Below are 15155 nucleotides of genomic sequence, written 5' to 3' on the forward strand. Positions count from 1 at the left end.
GCTCACCTCAATGGATAAAGTAATTATGAAAGCACACGGCTCGTGGCCTACATGGATAGTGCTGGTAATAGCATTGGTATTTTCCAGCCTCTGCACGGCGCAATCTCAGGGAGAAGAAGACCAGGATAGCCGTTGGTTCGCGATTAGTACGCTAAATGAAGGGTTGGATGAGACGCCTGACGACGTTCGACGCGCAACCCCGCGTGAGTCGATACGCAGTTTTTTGAGGTTAACCAACGAGGAAAAGTTTGCCGAAGCGGCACACGTATTGAATCTTAATGACCTGTCAGCGGAAGAGCAGCAGAGCCAAGGCGCGTTGTTGACCCGTCAGTTAGCCGAAGTATTGCGGCGCGGTGAGTGGATGAATGCCTCAAACCTTTCCGGTCGTCAGGACGCCGCTGTTGAAGACCCTACCGGGCAAAACCCCCTGGCGGGCCAGCCGCGCCGAGATATTGAGCTTGCGTCGCTGAAAATAGAAGGCCAGGACTACGATATTCGCCTGGGGCGCTACCGGTTAGATGACCAGGATCCGGTCTGGCTGATCATGCCAGACAGCATCACCTATATCCCGGATCTTTATGAAGAATACGGTCCTTCAATGCTGGAAGAGTATGTTCCCAGCAGCTTAAAGGCATCGTTTGGGATGCTCAAGATATGGGAATGGATCGCCATTCCGATTTTTCTGTTGGTGATTACCTTCGTGGGTTGGGGAAGCTACCACTTGGTTGAGCTGATGGCACGCTTGCTGCCGAGCGGGGCACGAAGCATCTTCGCTGCGCGAATTAAAGGTCCGATGGCCTTGATCATGATGTCGTTGGTGACCCAAACGCTGCTCGACTACGTCGTATCGTTTTCCGCTGTCGCCACAACCACTTTTCGGATTGTATTGATCGCCATACTGGCCTGGAGCCTCGGTACCATTGCGCTTCGCCTGATAGATACCATTATGCTGCGCATGACGCGCCGCCTGGTGGGGGAAATTGACGACACCAAACCCAAGGATGAGCGTAAGCTTTTAACCTCGTTATACGCCTTACGCCGGGGCATCATTCTGCTTACGGTAATCAGCGTTTCGATTTATGTTTTAAGCAAGATCCAGCTCTTTGAAACGTTGGGGTTATCGATTTTAGCCTCGGCGAGCGTCTTGGCGGTACTCGTGGGTATTGCCGGGCAAACGGTGCTGGGCAATATCCTGTCTTCCTTTCAGCTGTCGCTTGCTAAACCGATTCGTATCGGCGACCTGGTGATGTTCGAAGGGCAGTGGTGCTATGTAGAGGGCATTTTCTATACGTTTATCCGTTTGAGGGTATGGGATGATCGGCGGCTGATCGTGCCGGTCACCTACTTTACCTCCAAACCCTTTGAAAACCTCTCGGTTAAAAGCGCCAAAATATACCGCGGCCTGGAGCTGATTCTTCACTTAAGCGCCGATATTTCAGTGATCAGAGAAAAGTTTCTGGCTGTTGCCAAGGAAGAGGACAGTGTGGTCGAGCACCATAAGCTGCTCTGCTATGTCACGGGGCAGACTGCCACGGCCCAGACCATTACCTGCTATTTGATGACGTCTGACCCGCTTTCCGGCTGGACCGCGGAAATGAATGTTCGAGAAAAGCTGATGACATTTATTCGCGATCAACATCCAGAGTGGTGGCCTCGCGAAGTTATGGTGATCAGCCATAACGATGTGGCCAAAGGTGAAAGGCCCAAGAAGGCTGCGTCAAAGGCAGATGCCGAGCAGAAAGAGCATTCAGACGAGGACCAGTCTGAGCATGAAGAAAGCGCGGATGCAGCATCCGATTCATCAGACGAAGAACGTTCCGACGAATCAGAAAGCTCGGGCGAGACAGAAAGCGCGCGCTATACAGATGAGTCGGAAAGTTCTAACGATACGGACAGCTCAAATAAAAAGCCCGCTTCGTAAGGTCAGGGGCGGCTAACGTCTTGGTATAAATGCCGTATTTAAACGTTACCGCCCGCTGGTTTGAATACGCCAGCGGGCGGTAAGGCGCTTCTATACGGGGAGGCTTTGCTGCTTAGGAGAAGACGCGGAAGCGTTCTTCGTCATTCATATAGGTCTTTTCACCGAACGGCGCTTCATGAGAGCCGAAAGGCATCTGGGCACGCAGCTTCCAGGAAGACGGTAGATCCCACGCTTCAAATACGGCGTCGTCGATGATGGGATTATAGTGCTGCAGGCTGGCGCCGATATCGGCTTCTGAAAGCGCTGTCCACACGGCAAATTGGGCGATACCCGTAGCGTGCTCTGACCAAACAGGGAAATTGTCAGCGTAGAGCGGGAATTTGTCTTGCAGCCCTTTGATCACATCCTGGTCTTCAAAAAACAGGACGGTGCCCGCGCCGGCGGCAAAGCTATTAATTTTTTTCTCGGTAGGCTCAAAAGAGTCAGCCGGTACGATCTTGCGCAGCGTATCCATGACTAGCTGCCAGAACTTGTCGTGCTGTTCATTGAACAAAATCACCGCACGCGAGCTTTGTGAGTTGAACGAGGTAGGCGCCTGCTTGACGGCTTCCTTGATCAGCGCGGTTACTACAGTCTGGCTAATGGGGATATCTTTACCGATGACATATTGACTGCGGCGCTGCTTGTAAATATTGATCGCGGGGTTGGGCATAACGCGTTCCTTAGTTTCGGGTATGGGGCTTCGAGGAAACACCCTACCTCGAAATAGCCAGTAGCAATCTAATACACAATCAATTTAGAAACCATGGATAAAACTCAGCGCTTTCAGTGAATAAAATCTACTAATTTACACCGAGGTTCAGCCGATAAGATCAGGTAGCGCCTCAAGGCTGAAGCGCTGTCTGTGTTCGGGGTGAACACGTGCTACTTCTTAAACTGCCGACACACGGTTGCCTGGGCTAAGGCGCTGGCTGCTTCTCATTTTCGGCTAGTTTTTCCTGTGCCAAGCGCTTGGCTCCAGCGATATCCTGCTTGCCAGAACCCAGGCGGGGAAGGGTATCTACCGTTAGCCAGTAGCTGGGTAACATCATGGGCGATATGCTATTTTCCAGCATCGCGGCCCTGACCGTTTTAGCATCCAGCGGTGTCTCGGATAGCAGCACAATTCGCTCGCCTTTACTTGCATCCGGTATGTTGACCGCCATGATGGCCGTGTCCGGGTCGTTCAGCGTGGCTTTCACGGCCTGTTCTACTGCGGCAAGGCCGACAATTTCGCCGCCGATTTTGGCAAACCGCGAGTAGCGGTCAACGATGGTTAAAAAGCCATCCTCGTCTAGATAGCCTTTATCGTTAGTCACGTACCACTGCTGATGGTCAATTTCGCACAGCGCAGCGTGGGTGCGTGCCGGGTCATTCAAATAGCCCTGCATGACCTGGGGACCGCTGATCAGAATCATGCCCGCATCACCCGTGGAGAGCTCTGCAAAGCTTTCCGGGTCAACAATCTTGAAGCTCGTGCCGGGCAAGGGCATGCCCACACTTCCTACCTTGGCGCCACGCTGAACCTGCAGATAGTTGATATCCAGTGCGTCGGGCAGGTTGACCGCCGCCACGGGGGAGGTTTCCGTTGCGCCGTATCCCTCGTAAATCAGCTTATGAAACTTAAGCTGGAACGCGCTGCGTACGCTGTCGTCGACCTTTTCCGCCCCGGCCACCACCACTCTTATGCTATCCAGCATCAGCGGATGAACCTTGGAGCTACGCGTAAACAGGCGCAGGAACGTGGATGTGCCGCACATGATGGTCGCTTGATACTTGGCTGCTGCTTTTGCGATACCCACGGCATCGGTCGGGTCGGGATGACACACCAGCGGTAGACCTTCAATCAAGGGCAAGAACTGGGTAACCGTTAGGCCAAAGGCGTGAAACAGCGGGAGTGAGGCCAGCATGACGTCGTTATGTTCAGTGTTCAACGCGTCGGAGGTCTGCTTCACGTTGGCCATCAGGTTACGGTGGCTGAGCATTACCCCTTTCGGCTGCCCCTCGCTGCCGCTGGAAAAAAGAATGGCTGCGGTGGCTTCGGCGTCATGCGCTCGGCAATAAAGCAGGCGCAATAGCCCCGTAGGTAGTAGGCGCACTGAAAGCCAGGTAAACAGGCGCTCACCCCGACCCATTGAGGCTTGCAGCGCTTCCAGGTAGACAACATTCTGCTTGGCAAGCAGCTCGGCAATATTCAGCCCGCGCTGTTCAAGCTTTTCGACAAAGCGCTGCGAGGTATAAACGGTTTCAATCTCCGCTTGTGCCAAGGCAGACGCCAGCGCCTCCTGGCTTGCGGTGTAGTTGAGGTTAACTACCGTTTTACCCGCCAGTAGTGACGCCATATTGGCAAGTACGCCAGCGCTGCTGGTGGGCAGCAGCAGGCCAACGTTTTGCGCTTTGCTTTGCTTGCGAATACGTTTGGCCATCAGAATGCTGGCGGTTAACGCCTTCGCGGCACTCAGCGGGCGACTGATGGTGTCAGCCAGGGCTAGTTGGCCGGGGCGGCGCTTGACGCTGCGTATCCAGGCATCCGGCAGGGTATGCAGGTTTTCCATCGAAAGCTGCCAGGAGCGGGTAGCCTGCTCGAAAATGCGCCGTTTAAGCACGTCCGCCGGGGTCTCTTTAGGTAGCGTGCGGCCAAACACCACAACGATTGAGCGGTGCAGCGGCGCATAGCGCAGCTCTTTCAATTTGCTGGAGGAGTGCGAGAACTGGCTGCCCCATAGTCCGCGCAGATAAAACGGAACGATTTTGACGTCGGGGTTGGCCATCTTGCAGGCGCGCTCATAGCCTTTGCGGAATTCGCCCAGTTGTCCCGTGCGGCTGATGGCGCCTTCCGGAAACAGACACACCACTTCACCGGCGTTGAGCTGATCGGCGACCGCTGTCAGCGCCTGCTCGGCACCAACGCCGCGTTCAATCGGAATACAGCCCAGCGCTTTAAAGAACCAGCGTAGATACCAGCGTTGATAAATGCTTTTAAGCATCACAAAGCGTACCGGCCGGGGGCTGGCGATCTGCACCATGGCCCAATCCACCCAACTGATATGGTTGCCCAGTAGCAGCACGCCACCCTGGGCGGGCATGTTTTCCAGGCCGTGAACATCCACCCGGTAGCGTCGGGTAAGCAGAAAACCGAGTAAAAAGCGCACCAGGCTCTGGGGCAGCTTAACGATGGTGTAGCCGCCACCGATCATCGCTACGCTGGCAATCAATAGCAGTAGATAGTGGCTATCCACGCCCGCTAAAGCGAATAGCGCCGTGAGCACCAAAAAGCCCAGCATGGCGAGGTTTTGAATCCAGTTATTGGCGGCCAGCACGGTACCCAGCTCATTGTCAGCGGCATGGAACTGGATTAGCGCATTGAGCGGCACGATAAATAGCCCACCCATCAAGCCGATAAACACAAAGTTCAGCGCCTGACCAAGCGGCGACGTGAGGAGCGGCAGGCACCACAAGCCAACGGCCACGCCCAGGGCACCAACGGGAATCAAACCCGTTTCAATCCGATTGCGGGAAAGCTTGCTGGCGAGTACCGAGCCCAGTGCGATGCCGATACCGCTGGCCGCGAGAATACCTTGAAGCACCAGCGTGTTACCGATGTCTAGAGCACCTTTGGCATAGGCGGGGAAAGCCGCCAGCAGCACCTGGCCGACCGACCAGAACGTGGCCAGACCAATAATCGAAAGCTTTAATACGGGCTGCGATGCCACCAGGCGTAGATTGTCTTTTAGAGCGCTGCCTTTAATGTAGCGCTGCCAGGTAAGCGGCGTGCCTGGCGTGGGTGGGGCATCCAGTGACAAGCGGTAAAGAGCCAGCACCTGAATCACACTATTAACCACCAGCAACCAGCCTAGCGGGGCAATTTGGCGCAACAGTTGGTCAGGGGATTGGTTCGCAAGAGGTGTCCAGGTTTCGAAGAAGGCGGTGAAAATCACTGTGCCGGCCAGAATAGCGCCGATGGTAAGCGCCTGGATAAGGCCATTGGCTTCTGCCAGACGCGGCTTACCAAACAGGGTTCTGACCATGCCGTATTTGGCCGGGGAGTAGAAAGCTGACTGAATCGCCAGAAGTAGCGTCATGGCGAAGGCGAGCCAGAACCAGCCTTGGTAGTAAGCGGCGGTAATACCCAGTGAAATGGCCACCGCTGCCCACGCCGAAAAGCGTAGAATGCGCACTTTGGGGTAGGTATCGGCGACATGACCGGCAGGGCTGAACAGCATGATAAAGGGCAGCAGAATCAGCCCGTTCACCAGCGCCGTCAAGACTATCTGGACGGTGCCATCGTAGCTTTTGAAGATTGTATTTTGAATCACAATCTTATGCCCTAAATCCATAAAGGCATTGAGAAAGATAGCGATGAGATAAGGCCAGGCACCTGGCGTGCGGAGCAGTCGTTGCATGGTTCGTTAGCCTTGTTTGCGTCTCGAAGTCATCGGACTTTCCTTTATAGCTCTGGTTTACGCAACCTTTTAAAGATGAGTTGCGTTATTTGTGCGGTAAAGTATCGTTATTCGATACTTTACGCCAGGAGGTCGCTGTGTCTCAAACCGACTCACTGCTTAATACTTTAAAGCGCCAACTGCGAATGCAGGGAAAAACCTACGCCGATGTGGCTCAGTGGCTTGGATTAAGCGAAGCCTCAGTTAAGCGGCTTTTTGCTGAACGCAATATCACGTTAGCACGCCTTGAATGCATCTGTGAGCAGCTCAACCTTGAATTTGCCGAGCTGGTGCAGACCATGCAAACCGAAGAGCGCCGCCTGCAAGAGCTTACCCAGGCACAAGAGCAGAGTATTGCTGACGACCCCAAGCTATTCTTGATTGCCGTTTGCGTAATCAATGGTTATAGCTTTGCTGAGATTCATCATCAGTATCAGCTAAGCGAAGCGGAATGCACCCAGCAACTGCTTAAGCTTGAACGGCTTGCCCTTATCCAGCTGTTGCCGGGTAACCGAATTAAACGCAGAGTAGCGCCTAATTTTCGCTGGCGGCCTGGCGGCCCTATTCAGCAGTTCTTCCAGCAACATATTGCCAACGACTTTTTTCGCTCACGTTTTGACAGCGAAAGCGAAAAGCTGCTGGTCCTCAACGGCCTGCTCTCCCGGGCGGGTAACGACGAGTGGCAACAGATCATGCAGCGGCTGGCCAAGGAGTTCCATGAACTCTGTGAACGGGAAAGCAGCCTGCCCATCACTCAGCGCTTTGGTACTACCTCGGTGCTCGCGGTGCGCCAGTGGCAGCATGGGTTGTTCAAGGGCTATGCGCGTAAGCTTCCGCAACAATAGAGTGATGAAGGCGAGTGGGCAACAAGCAACGACGGCGTGTTAGTACGTACTGACGCGGTCAGGTAAACTGCCCACCTTTTATCGTTGCCTTGTTCGCAGAGACTCATCATGACCCGTTATCTTTTCAGCAACCGTAGCTTTCTTTATGAATAGAACCGCGTTTAAAGCCCTGGCCTGCCCGCTTGATGGCGACCCGCTGACTCAAGCCGAAGGCGCTTGGCGCTGCGCGGCCGGGCACAGTTTTGATATTGCCAAACAGGGCTATGTGAACCTTTTGCCGGTTCAAAACAAGCGTTCAAACGACCCAGGCGATAGCAAGGCCATGGTGTCTGCCCGACAGCGTTTTCTGAATGCCGGGTATTATCAGCCCATTGCAGACGCTATCAATCACGCTGCCTTGAGCGGCGCGCCGGAAGATATGCCGCTTAGCTGTCTGGATGCCGGTTGTGGTGAGGGCTATTACTTGCGCCAGCTGGCCCAGGCGGCATCTGATAATACCCAGCTTGAGCTGATTGGCCTGGATATTTCCAAATGGGCGGCCATGGCCTCGGCCAAACAGAGTTTTCATAAAGAGCAGGGTCGTCAAAAAGACCCGTCTGCCACTTGGGTAGTAGGCAGTAACGCTAACTTGCCTGTGCAATCTGCCTCGCTGGATAGGCTGCTATGCATGTTCGGCTTTCACGTGATGAGCGAGTTTGCCAGGGTGCTCAAGCCGGGGGGGATACTGTTACAGGTAGAAGCAGGCGCAAATCATTTGCGCGAGCTGCGCGAAATCATTTATCCAACGCTCAAGCCTGAGCGCAGTGGTGAGCAGTTAGTGCCGGAAGGATTCACTGCGCAAGTAGCTGAAACGGTCAGTTACTCGCTCACACTGAATGGTAAAGAGTCCATTGCGGATCTGCTGGCCATGACCCCGCATCTTTATCGGGCAAGCGCTGAGGGCCGCGAAAGAGCGGCAGCACTGGAGACACTCACCGTGAGTGTTGATGTGCGAGTGAATAAATGGATTAAAAACGCATAGAAGAAGGGCAGGCAAGCCGTGGTTGGCGGCTTGTTTGGTTTGGTTACAACTTTACTGAACCCAAACGCAACAAGGCCCGCCGAAGCGGGCCTTGTCAGTCAGACCCTAAGGTCTGAACAAACACTTAATAATAAATATTAAGAAGTTTGCTTGATGTTAGAAGCCTGAAGGCCTTTTTTACCCTGGGTAACGTCAAAAGAAACGCTAGCGCCTTCTTGAAGGGTTTTGAAGCCGTCAGACTGAATTTCGGAGAAGTGTGCAAACAGGTCGTCGCTGCCGTCAGAAGGAGCGATGAAACCGAAGCCTTTAGTGTCGTTGAACCATTTAACTGTGCCAGTTGCCATGATTAAATCCTTTCGCGCATATGCGCTGTAATGATGTTCCTGGTATTACCCAGATTAAGTAGCGGGTGAAACAAGGAATACAATATCAGGCTTGCCGAAAAAGATCGTACACTTCTGAAACCATGCTGCTTGCTAACCAACTGACGCTACAGTGTCACGATTGGCGTCGCGCGTCAAAGGCTTTTTGTATTTATTTTCCAGGCCGAGGCAATATTTCCTTCTTTCTTATCCGCTGACGGCTTGCCGTGCGCTAAGTATTTAATACTAATTGCTTAATGACTCCGCGGGCCCATGGTGAGCTGCACTAGTGCCCCAGCGGCTGCTAGCGCACTGGCGCTTACAGCAAGTATCCAGACAGGTAGCGCGCTGGAAAGCATAAGCCCACCAGCTGCCGCCCCAATAGCGCTACCCAGGTATAGGGCTGATTCATTCAGCGCCACCGCGAGATTACCATCGCCATGCTGTTGGCGAACGCGCATTAGCGCATTATTTTGCGGTACCTGTAACGCCCAGCCAACGGCTCCCCATAAGCTGATAGGCACAAGCGCAAGCCATGGGTGCAGGGAGGCGGCGACTGGCAGGCTAATCAGAGAAACTGCCAATAACAGCATAATCACCAGCACAACCCTGGAGCCTTGGCTTTTATCCACAATCGGGCCAATTAAAAAGCTGCCCAGAATCCCGCCGACGCCCCAAACCCATAGGTAGAGCGCGATAGACGCGGTTTCGCCGGAAGGGGATGCCGCCATAAACGGAGCAATAAAGGTATACATGCCAAGGCTTGCTATGGCACCCAAGAGCGAGACGGCCAAAATGGTCAGCGTGGCGGGGTGCTTCAAAATAGGCAGCTTGCGCCACAGTGAAACATAAGGCGCAGCGGGAATGTCGGGTAGCTTAAGGTAAAGGCCTGCCAGGGAAGTCGCGCCGAGCAGTGCAATCAGCCACATGGCTGATGTCCAGCCCAGTTGCTCGGCGAGTAACAGACTAAGCGGCACGCCAAGTACCGTGCCGCTTGCCATGCCGCCCATAATGACCGCGATGGCTTTGCCGCGCTGCGCTTCAGGCGCCAGCGTCGCTGAGGCCGCAATTCCCAATGCCAGATAAACCCCGGCTCCCACGCCCGCCAGCGCTCGCCAAGCCACTAGCATTGCAAAGCTTGCGGCCAGCGCACTTGCCACATTCGCCACAACGAAAAGTGCTAGCGCGATAATTAACCCCGTTCGCTGCTGATTGCCTGGGAGCAGCGCAACTGCGATGGGCGAAATCAGGCCATATGCCAGCGTAAACGCCGTCACTAACTGTGCCGCCATCGCATCCGAGACTAGAAATGCAGAGGTGATCAGGGGAATAAGCCCTGCGGTGACATAGGACGCCATACCTAATGAAAAGGCGCCCAAGGCAATAAGATAAATCGATAGTCGAGAAGAAAACGCCATCAGGCTCTCCAGTCAGGCTCATTATGTACTTGTTAGCGTGTGTTGCTGACCGCTACCAAGTGGTGAAGGCGCTATTCTGGAGAGGCTTTAAAGGGGGTACAATTTAACTATTTATACTATTACTAAAGGCAATAAGATGGCGCTGGAACGTTCGTTAAAACGCACCCGCACAGAGCTAGGGGAGTTTTTACGCAGCCGACGTGAGCAGGTAACACCGGAAGAGGTTGGCTTGCCCGTGGGCAAGCGGCGCCGCACGCCGGGGTTACGCCGTGAGGAGGTGGCAGCACTCGCAGGGGTAGGCTTGACCTGGTACACCTGGCTGGAGCAGGGTCGAGATATTCGCGCCTCGGCGGATTTTCTCGACCGTCTTGCGCGCACGCTAAAGCTCGATGCCATTGAGCGACGTCATCTTTTTTTACTGGCGCATCAGCGTCTTCCCGCTGAACCGGGGAAAACCTGGTGCAGTGTACCGCCGCTGGTACATCGCCTGATGAACGACTTGCCCACGCGGCCTGCGTACGTGTTGAATTTACGTTGGGATGTGCTGGCCTGGAACCACGCCGCAGCTCGTCTGTTTGGCTTCTCCGAGCATCCTCCGGAGCAGCGTAACCTGCTATGGCTACTGTTTATGGATACGGCTACGCGCGCTCTTTTCGACCCCTGGAAAGCGCAGGCACGGCAACTGCTTGCCAGCTTCAAACGTGATGCGGCCCGTGCGCCTGAAGACCCGGCAATCAATCAACTGATCAAGACCTTGGTGAAAGTGGATCCGGATTTTAAAGCGTGGTGGGCAGGGCAGGATATCCACGGGCCTTGTCATGGCATTCGCCATTTTCATCTAAAGCCGTTAGGAGCGATCGATTTTGAACATACCTCGCTGATCGTCGATGAAGACCGCCATCTACGGCTGGTCTACTACGCCGCTCGCGACACCGTTCAAGACGAGGCGTTTGACCACTGGCTTCAGGAAGGCCAAACGCCAGTGGCATGATTAGCGGTTCGTGGCTGGCTCCAGTACCCAGCCGTCTGATGTGGCGCGCAGATAATCGGTCAGTGCCAGGTGGCGTAAGAAATCCTGGTCATGAGAGACCACTACCAGCGCGCCAGGGTAGCCTCTCAGCATACTTTCGAGTGCCTGTAGCGAGGGCAGGTCGAGGTGGTTGCTGGGTTCATCCAGCAGCAATAGCTGCGCGGGCGGGTCGGCATAAAGCGCGCACGCCAGCGCTACCTTGAGCTGTTCACCGCCGCTTAGCTTTGCGCAGGCAACGCTAATTTTCTCAGCCGTAAGCCCAAGGTGTACCAGCCGGGTTCGCAGCAGGCTGACAGGTGCCGCTCGGTTGGCCGCTTTTAACTGCTCTATAGCGCTCTGGGTTTTATCCAGTTGGGCCAGGTGTTGATCGAGATAGGCGCTTTTGACATGAATACGGCTTTCGCCTGTTTGGGGTAGAAGTTGCCCCGCCAGGAGTTTAAGCAGTGTGGATTTACCCGAGCCGTTGGAACCAACAATGCCTAAACGCTGCTGTCCTTGCAGGCTGAGGTTAAGCTTTCCTGCAACGTAAGAAAGCGTGATATCGGTTAGTTCAGCAATCATCCGCTTGGCAGGCTGCACGGCAATGTCATGTAGCGCGATATTAGCATCTTCAGCAAGCTGCTCCCGCGCTTGCTGGATAGCGCTTAGGTGCTGGCTGTGTGTTTCTGCCTGCTGGCGGGCGAGGCGGCCGACGGAAAGTTCGCTGCGCGCCTTTTGGCGATCCAGCAGGATTTTTGCCTGATTGGCATCGCGCCGCTGGCGGTTGCCACGTGCCTGACGCCTTTCCTGACGTTCCTGCTGCTGATTCAGTGCGCGCTCTGCACGTTTTTTGTCTTTTTGATGGTGTTCAAGGTTCGTTTGAGCCGCTGCCTGTTCACTCGCCTTTTGTTCGGCGTAAAAGGAATAATTACCGCCGTAACTGCGTAGTCCAAGCGGCGACAGCTCCACGATACGCGGCAGGTGAGCAAGCAGTTGTCGGTCATGGCTGACAACCAGCAGCCCTTTGGGCCAATGGGTCAACTGCTCGATAAGCGCTTCCCTGCTCGGGCCGTCCAGGTGATTACTGGGCTCATCCAGAATAAGAAAGTCCGCCCTGGATAACAGCACGCCGATCAGGGCAACGCGCATGGCTTGGCCGCCGCTCAATGTCGCGGCCGGGGCTGTCGCGTCAAGGTGTGCAAGGCCACTGTGCTCTAGCTCTCGCTGTAAGGTCTGGCGGATATCCCAACGATCACCCAGCGCATCAAAGTCGTCTGGATGTGGGCTGCCCGCCTCAATACGGGCAAGTGCTGCTAAAGTGGTGCCTACGCCTGCCAGGTCGGCTAGCGTGCCGGAGGCTTCTTGGGTAACGCGTTGCGATAAATAGCGCACTTCGCCAGTGCTCATGCAGCGCCCCGTTGAAGGTGCGATTTCGCCCGCCATTAGCCTGGCCAGCAGCGTTTTACCCATGCCGTTACGCCCTACCAGGCCCGTGGGCGTGGTGTCGAAGGTTTCCGTTAACTCGGAAAACAGAAGGCGACCGTGGGGTAGCGTATAAGAAACGCGATCGAGCGAGATAAACGTCTTCGTCATCGGATGTACCTATCAATGCCTGACATTCCCCTTTTAATAAGGGACGGAGAACGTGGCCGTCGAAAACAGGACGGCGGCATTAATAGCGCATTGGACGAATACCTTTAATAAGAGAGAGGGCCTCTAGCCTAGTCAACTTATGTTGCTTTTCCAAGCCTTTCGCCGCGCTGCAGTGGGTTCAGGTTCGGCGTAAGCTGGCTCTTCTTTAAACAAGCTTCCATGGTTCTGTTGTATATAGAGGTTGTATTTTAGCTCCGGCTACTTAGAGTGACGTTTTCAGTTGACGGGCTCTATTGAGCCCTTTTGGTAAAGGTGAATGCATGACGGCACTGTTGAAAGGGTATATGCGTTCTTCGTTGATCTTACGGGTCACGATTGCACTGTTACTGGGGCTGGTCGTTGGTTTGTTTGGCGGTGACGCAGTCGCCACCTGGCTTGGCCCGGTGGGTGATCTGCTGCTGCGCCTACTGACGTTTCTTATCGTGCCTATCGTGCTGTTTACCCTGATGGTGGGTATCAATCGGTCGCGCGAGGGGAGCGTAGGGCGCGTGGGAGGCAAGGTGTTTGCCTACTATCTCGTCTCCACGGCGCTGGCAATTGTCGTGGGGCTGAGTGTGGCCTCGCTGTTCAGCCCAGGAAGCGGCATGACGCTGGATGAAAACGCCAGCTTCACGGCACCGGAAAACCCGGGCCTGGTCGATGTCGTTCTCGGTATCGTGCCGAGCAACATTATCGGCGCCTTTGCCGAACAGAATCTGCTGGGCATCATTTTTACTGCGCTGGTGTTCGGGTTTGCGCTGTTGAAACTTCGCCAGCAAGCCACCCAGCCAGGCAGTGCCGAGCGCTTGTATGAAGTAATCGAAGGATTGAACGACGTCACGCTCAAGGTCATGGCCGGCGTGCTGCACGTGGTGCCCATCGGTGTGTTCGCCATTGTGGCCGAGACGGTCAGCCAGCAGGGCCTGGAAACGCTGCTGTCGTTGGGCGATATGGTGATGGTGTTGTATATCGCGCTGGCCCTGCAGCTTTTAATCTACTGCGTGATCATGCGCCTGTTCGGGGTAAAGCTTCGGACCTTCTTTCGTGAAGCGCGCACGCCCATGGCCACTGCGTTTGCCACCCAGAGCAGCTCCGGCACCTTGCCGTTGACCATCAATGCGGCACGGCGGCTGGGGATTTCGCGCAGCGTGTACGGGTTCAGCCTGCCGCTGGGAGCCACTCTCAATATGGACGGCGCGGCGATTCGCATCGCGATTTCCGCCGTTTTCGCCGCCAATGTGATCGGCGCGCCGCTCGATTTTGTCAGCATGGTGCAGATCGTGCTGGTCGGCACGCTGGTTTCGGTAGGTACCGCTGGCGTGCCCGGGGCGGGGATCATCATGATCGCCACGGTGTTTGCCCAGGTGGGGCTGCCCATCGAAACCGTGGTGCTGCTGACCGCCATTGATGCTCTGGTAGGCATGGGCGCCACGGCGTTGAACGTGACCGGCGATTTGGTAGGCACCACGGTGATCGCCCGAAGTGAAGGTGAGCAGCTCAGCGAGACGCCTGTTGAAACAGACGAGACTTCCGCCACGGTCATCAGCAAGGCGTGAGCGGCTAACCTACAGGAGTATCCGCGATGAAGGCACACGAGCAGATCTATCTGAACCGGGCCCTGGCGCTTGCAGAAGAGGCGCTTGAGGCGGGCGATGAGCCCTTTGGCAGTGTACTGGTCAGCGCCGAGGGAGAAATTCTAGCGGAAGACCGCAACCGCATTGCAAGCGGTGATGCCACTCAGCACCCCGAGTTCACGCTGGCGCGCTGGGCGGCCCAGCACATGACGCCCGAGGCGCGTGCCAACGCAACGGTTTACACCACCGGCGAGCACTGCCCCATGTGCGCGGCCGCTCACGGATGGGCCGGGCTTGGTCGCATCGTTTATATCAGTTCATCCGAGCAGTTAGGACGCTGGCTGGCGGCTCTGGGGGTGGCACCGTCGCCGATCAAGGCCTTGCCTATCGGTCAGATAGTACCGGCGCTTGAAGTAGAAGGCCCCATCGCCGGTCTGGATGAAAAGGTTCATGTCCTGCATCAGCGCCGCCACGCAGGCTAAGCTTTCGCAGGCTAGGCTTTACGAGAAAGTGGCTTACGCTCGCCTAGTGGTTTTTTCGTGCAACCCCTAGTAATTAAATACCGCCCAAACGAAACAGCCCGAGCCATTGGCTCGGGCTGTGGGTAACGGGGTAAGCGTTCCTAATGCTTCAGAATGACATAAAACGCGTGAATGACGCCTGGAATAAAACCAAACAGTGTCAAAATGATGTTGAGCCAGAAATGTCCCTTTAGGCCAACTTCAAAAAAGACGCCTAATGGCGGCAAAATAATCGCGAAAATCATCTTGATAGGATCTGTTGCAGTAAACGCCATAAAGCCTCCTTTGCTTAATCGATACGTTACTCCTTGCAAGTGTAGACGCAGGGTTCACACTTAGCGAATGCGTCCACGTTAGTTAGACTTAACGTT

At 55.1% G+C, this 15155-nt stretch carries 12 protein-coding genes; 6 read left to right on the plus strand and 6 right to left on the minus strand.

The features are described 5' to 3' along the window. Positions 1-25: 25 nt before the first annotated feature. Positions 26-1921 (plus strand): mechanosensitive ion channel family protein, encoded by a 1896-nt coding sequence (locus INT20_RS04890; protein ID WP_226912040.1) that lies wholly within the window; start codon positions 26-28, stop codon positions 1919-1921. Positions 1922-2033: 112 nt separating this feature from the next. Here the strand turns inward: INT20_RS04890 and INT20_RS04895 are convergent, their stop codons facing one another. Continuing rightward, entirely contained in the window at positions 2034-2633 is a 600-nt protein-coding gene (locus tag INT20_RS04895) for a nitroreductase family protein (RefSeq protein WP_192537554.1), read from the minus strand. Between the two features lie 247 nt (positions 2634-2880). Then, complete coding sequence (locus INT20_RS04900) at positions 2881-6363, minus strand: acyl-[ACP]--phospholipid O-acyltransferase (protein ID WP_193055410.1); 3483 nt, start codon at positions 6361-6363, stop codon at positions 2881-2883. Between the two features lie 137 nt (positions 6364-6500). Here INT20_RS04900 and INT20_RS04905 point away from each other — a divergent pair, with 137 nt between their 5' ends. Continuing rightward, complete coding sequence (locus tag INT20_RS04905) at positions 6501-7247, plus strand: helix-turn-helix domain-containing protein (RefSeq protein ID WP_192537552.1); 747 nt, start codon at positions 6501-6503, stop codon at positions 7245-7247. A 145-nt stretch (positions 7248-7392) separates the two neighbouring features. Next, positions 7393-8268, plus strand: a complete 876-nt coding sequence (locus INT20_RS04910; protein WP_192537551.1) for a putative RNA methyltransferase — start codon at positions 7393-7395, stop codon at positions 8266-8268. 137 nt (positions 8269-8405) lie between these two features. Here the strand turns inward: INT20_RS04910 and INT20_RS04915 are convergent, their stop codons facing one another. Both INT20_RS04915 and INT20_RS04920 read right to left on the minus strand, forming a co-directional pair. After that, a complete protein-coding gene (locus INT20_RS04915; RefSeq protein WP_018917934.1) occupies positions 8406-8612 on the minus strand; it encodes a cold-shock protein in 207 nt (68 codons plus the stop codon). Positions 8613-8884: 272 nt separating this feature from the next. Continuing rightward, a complete protein-coding gene (locus INT20_RS04920) occupies positions 8885-10048 on the minus strand; it encodes an MFS transporter (RefSeq protein ID WP_192537550.1) in 1164 nt (387 codons plus the stop codon). Positions 10049-10184: 136 nt separating this feature from the next. Here INT20_RS04920 and INT20_RS04925 point away from each other — a divergent pair, with 136 nt between their 5' ends. Continuing rightward, positions 10185-11039, plus strand: a complete 855-nt coding sequence (locus INT20_RS04925) for a helix-turn-helix transcriptional regulator (RefSeq protein WP_192537549.1) — start codon at positions 10185-10187, stop codon at positions 11037-11039. Here INT20_RS04925 and INT20_RS04930 read toward each other — a convergent pair whose 3' ends face one another. After that, entirely contained in the window at positions 11040-12650 is a 1611-nt protein-coding gene (locus tag INT20_RS04930; protein WP_192537548.1) for an ABC-F family ATP-binding cassette domain-containing protein, read from the minus strand. 320 nt (positions 12651-12970) lie between these two features. On the opposite strand from INT20_RS04930, the gene INT20_RS04935 reads away from it, so the two are divergent. Together INT20_RS04935 and INT20_RS04940 are read left to right on the plus strand one after the other, a co-directional pair. After that, positions 12971-14245, plus strand: a complete 1275-nt coding sequence (locus INT20_RS04935; RefSeq protein WP_192537547.1) for a dicarboxylate/amino acid:cation symporter — start codon at positions 12971-12973, stop codon at positions 14243-14245. A gap of 26 nt (positions 14246-14271) precedes the next feature. Continuing rightward, on the plus strand, positions 14272-14745 hold the full coding sequence (locus INT20_RS04940; protein ID WP_192537546.1) for a nucleoside deaminase: 474 nt from the start codon (positions 14272-14274) through the stop codon (positions 14743-14745). A 140-nt stretch (positions 14746-14885) separates the two neighbouring features. Here the strand turns inward: INT20_RS04940 and INT20_RS04945 are convergent, their stop codons facing one another. Then, positions 14886-15059 (minus strand): YqaE/Pmp3 family membrane protein, encoded by a 174-nt coding sequence (locus INT20_RS04945; protein WP_192537545.1) that lies wholly within the window; start codon positions 15057-15059, stop codon positions 14886-14888. Between the last annotated feature and the right edge of the window lie 96 nt (positions 15060-15155).

It is taken from the genome of Halomonas citrativorans (assembly GCF_014898005.1).
Taxonomy (GTDB): Bacteria; Pseudomonadota; Gammaproteobacteria; order Pseudomonadales; family Halomonadaceae; genus Vreelandella; species Vreelandella citrativorans.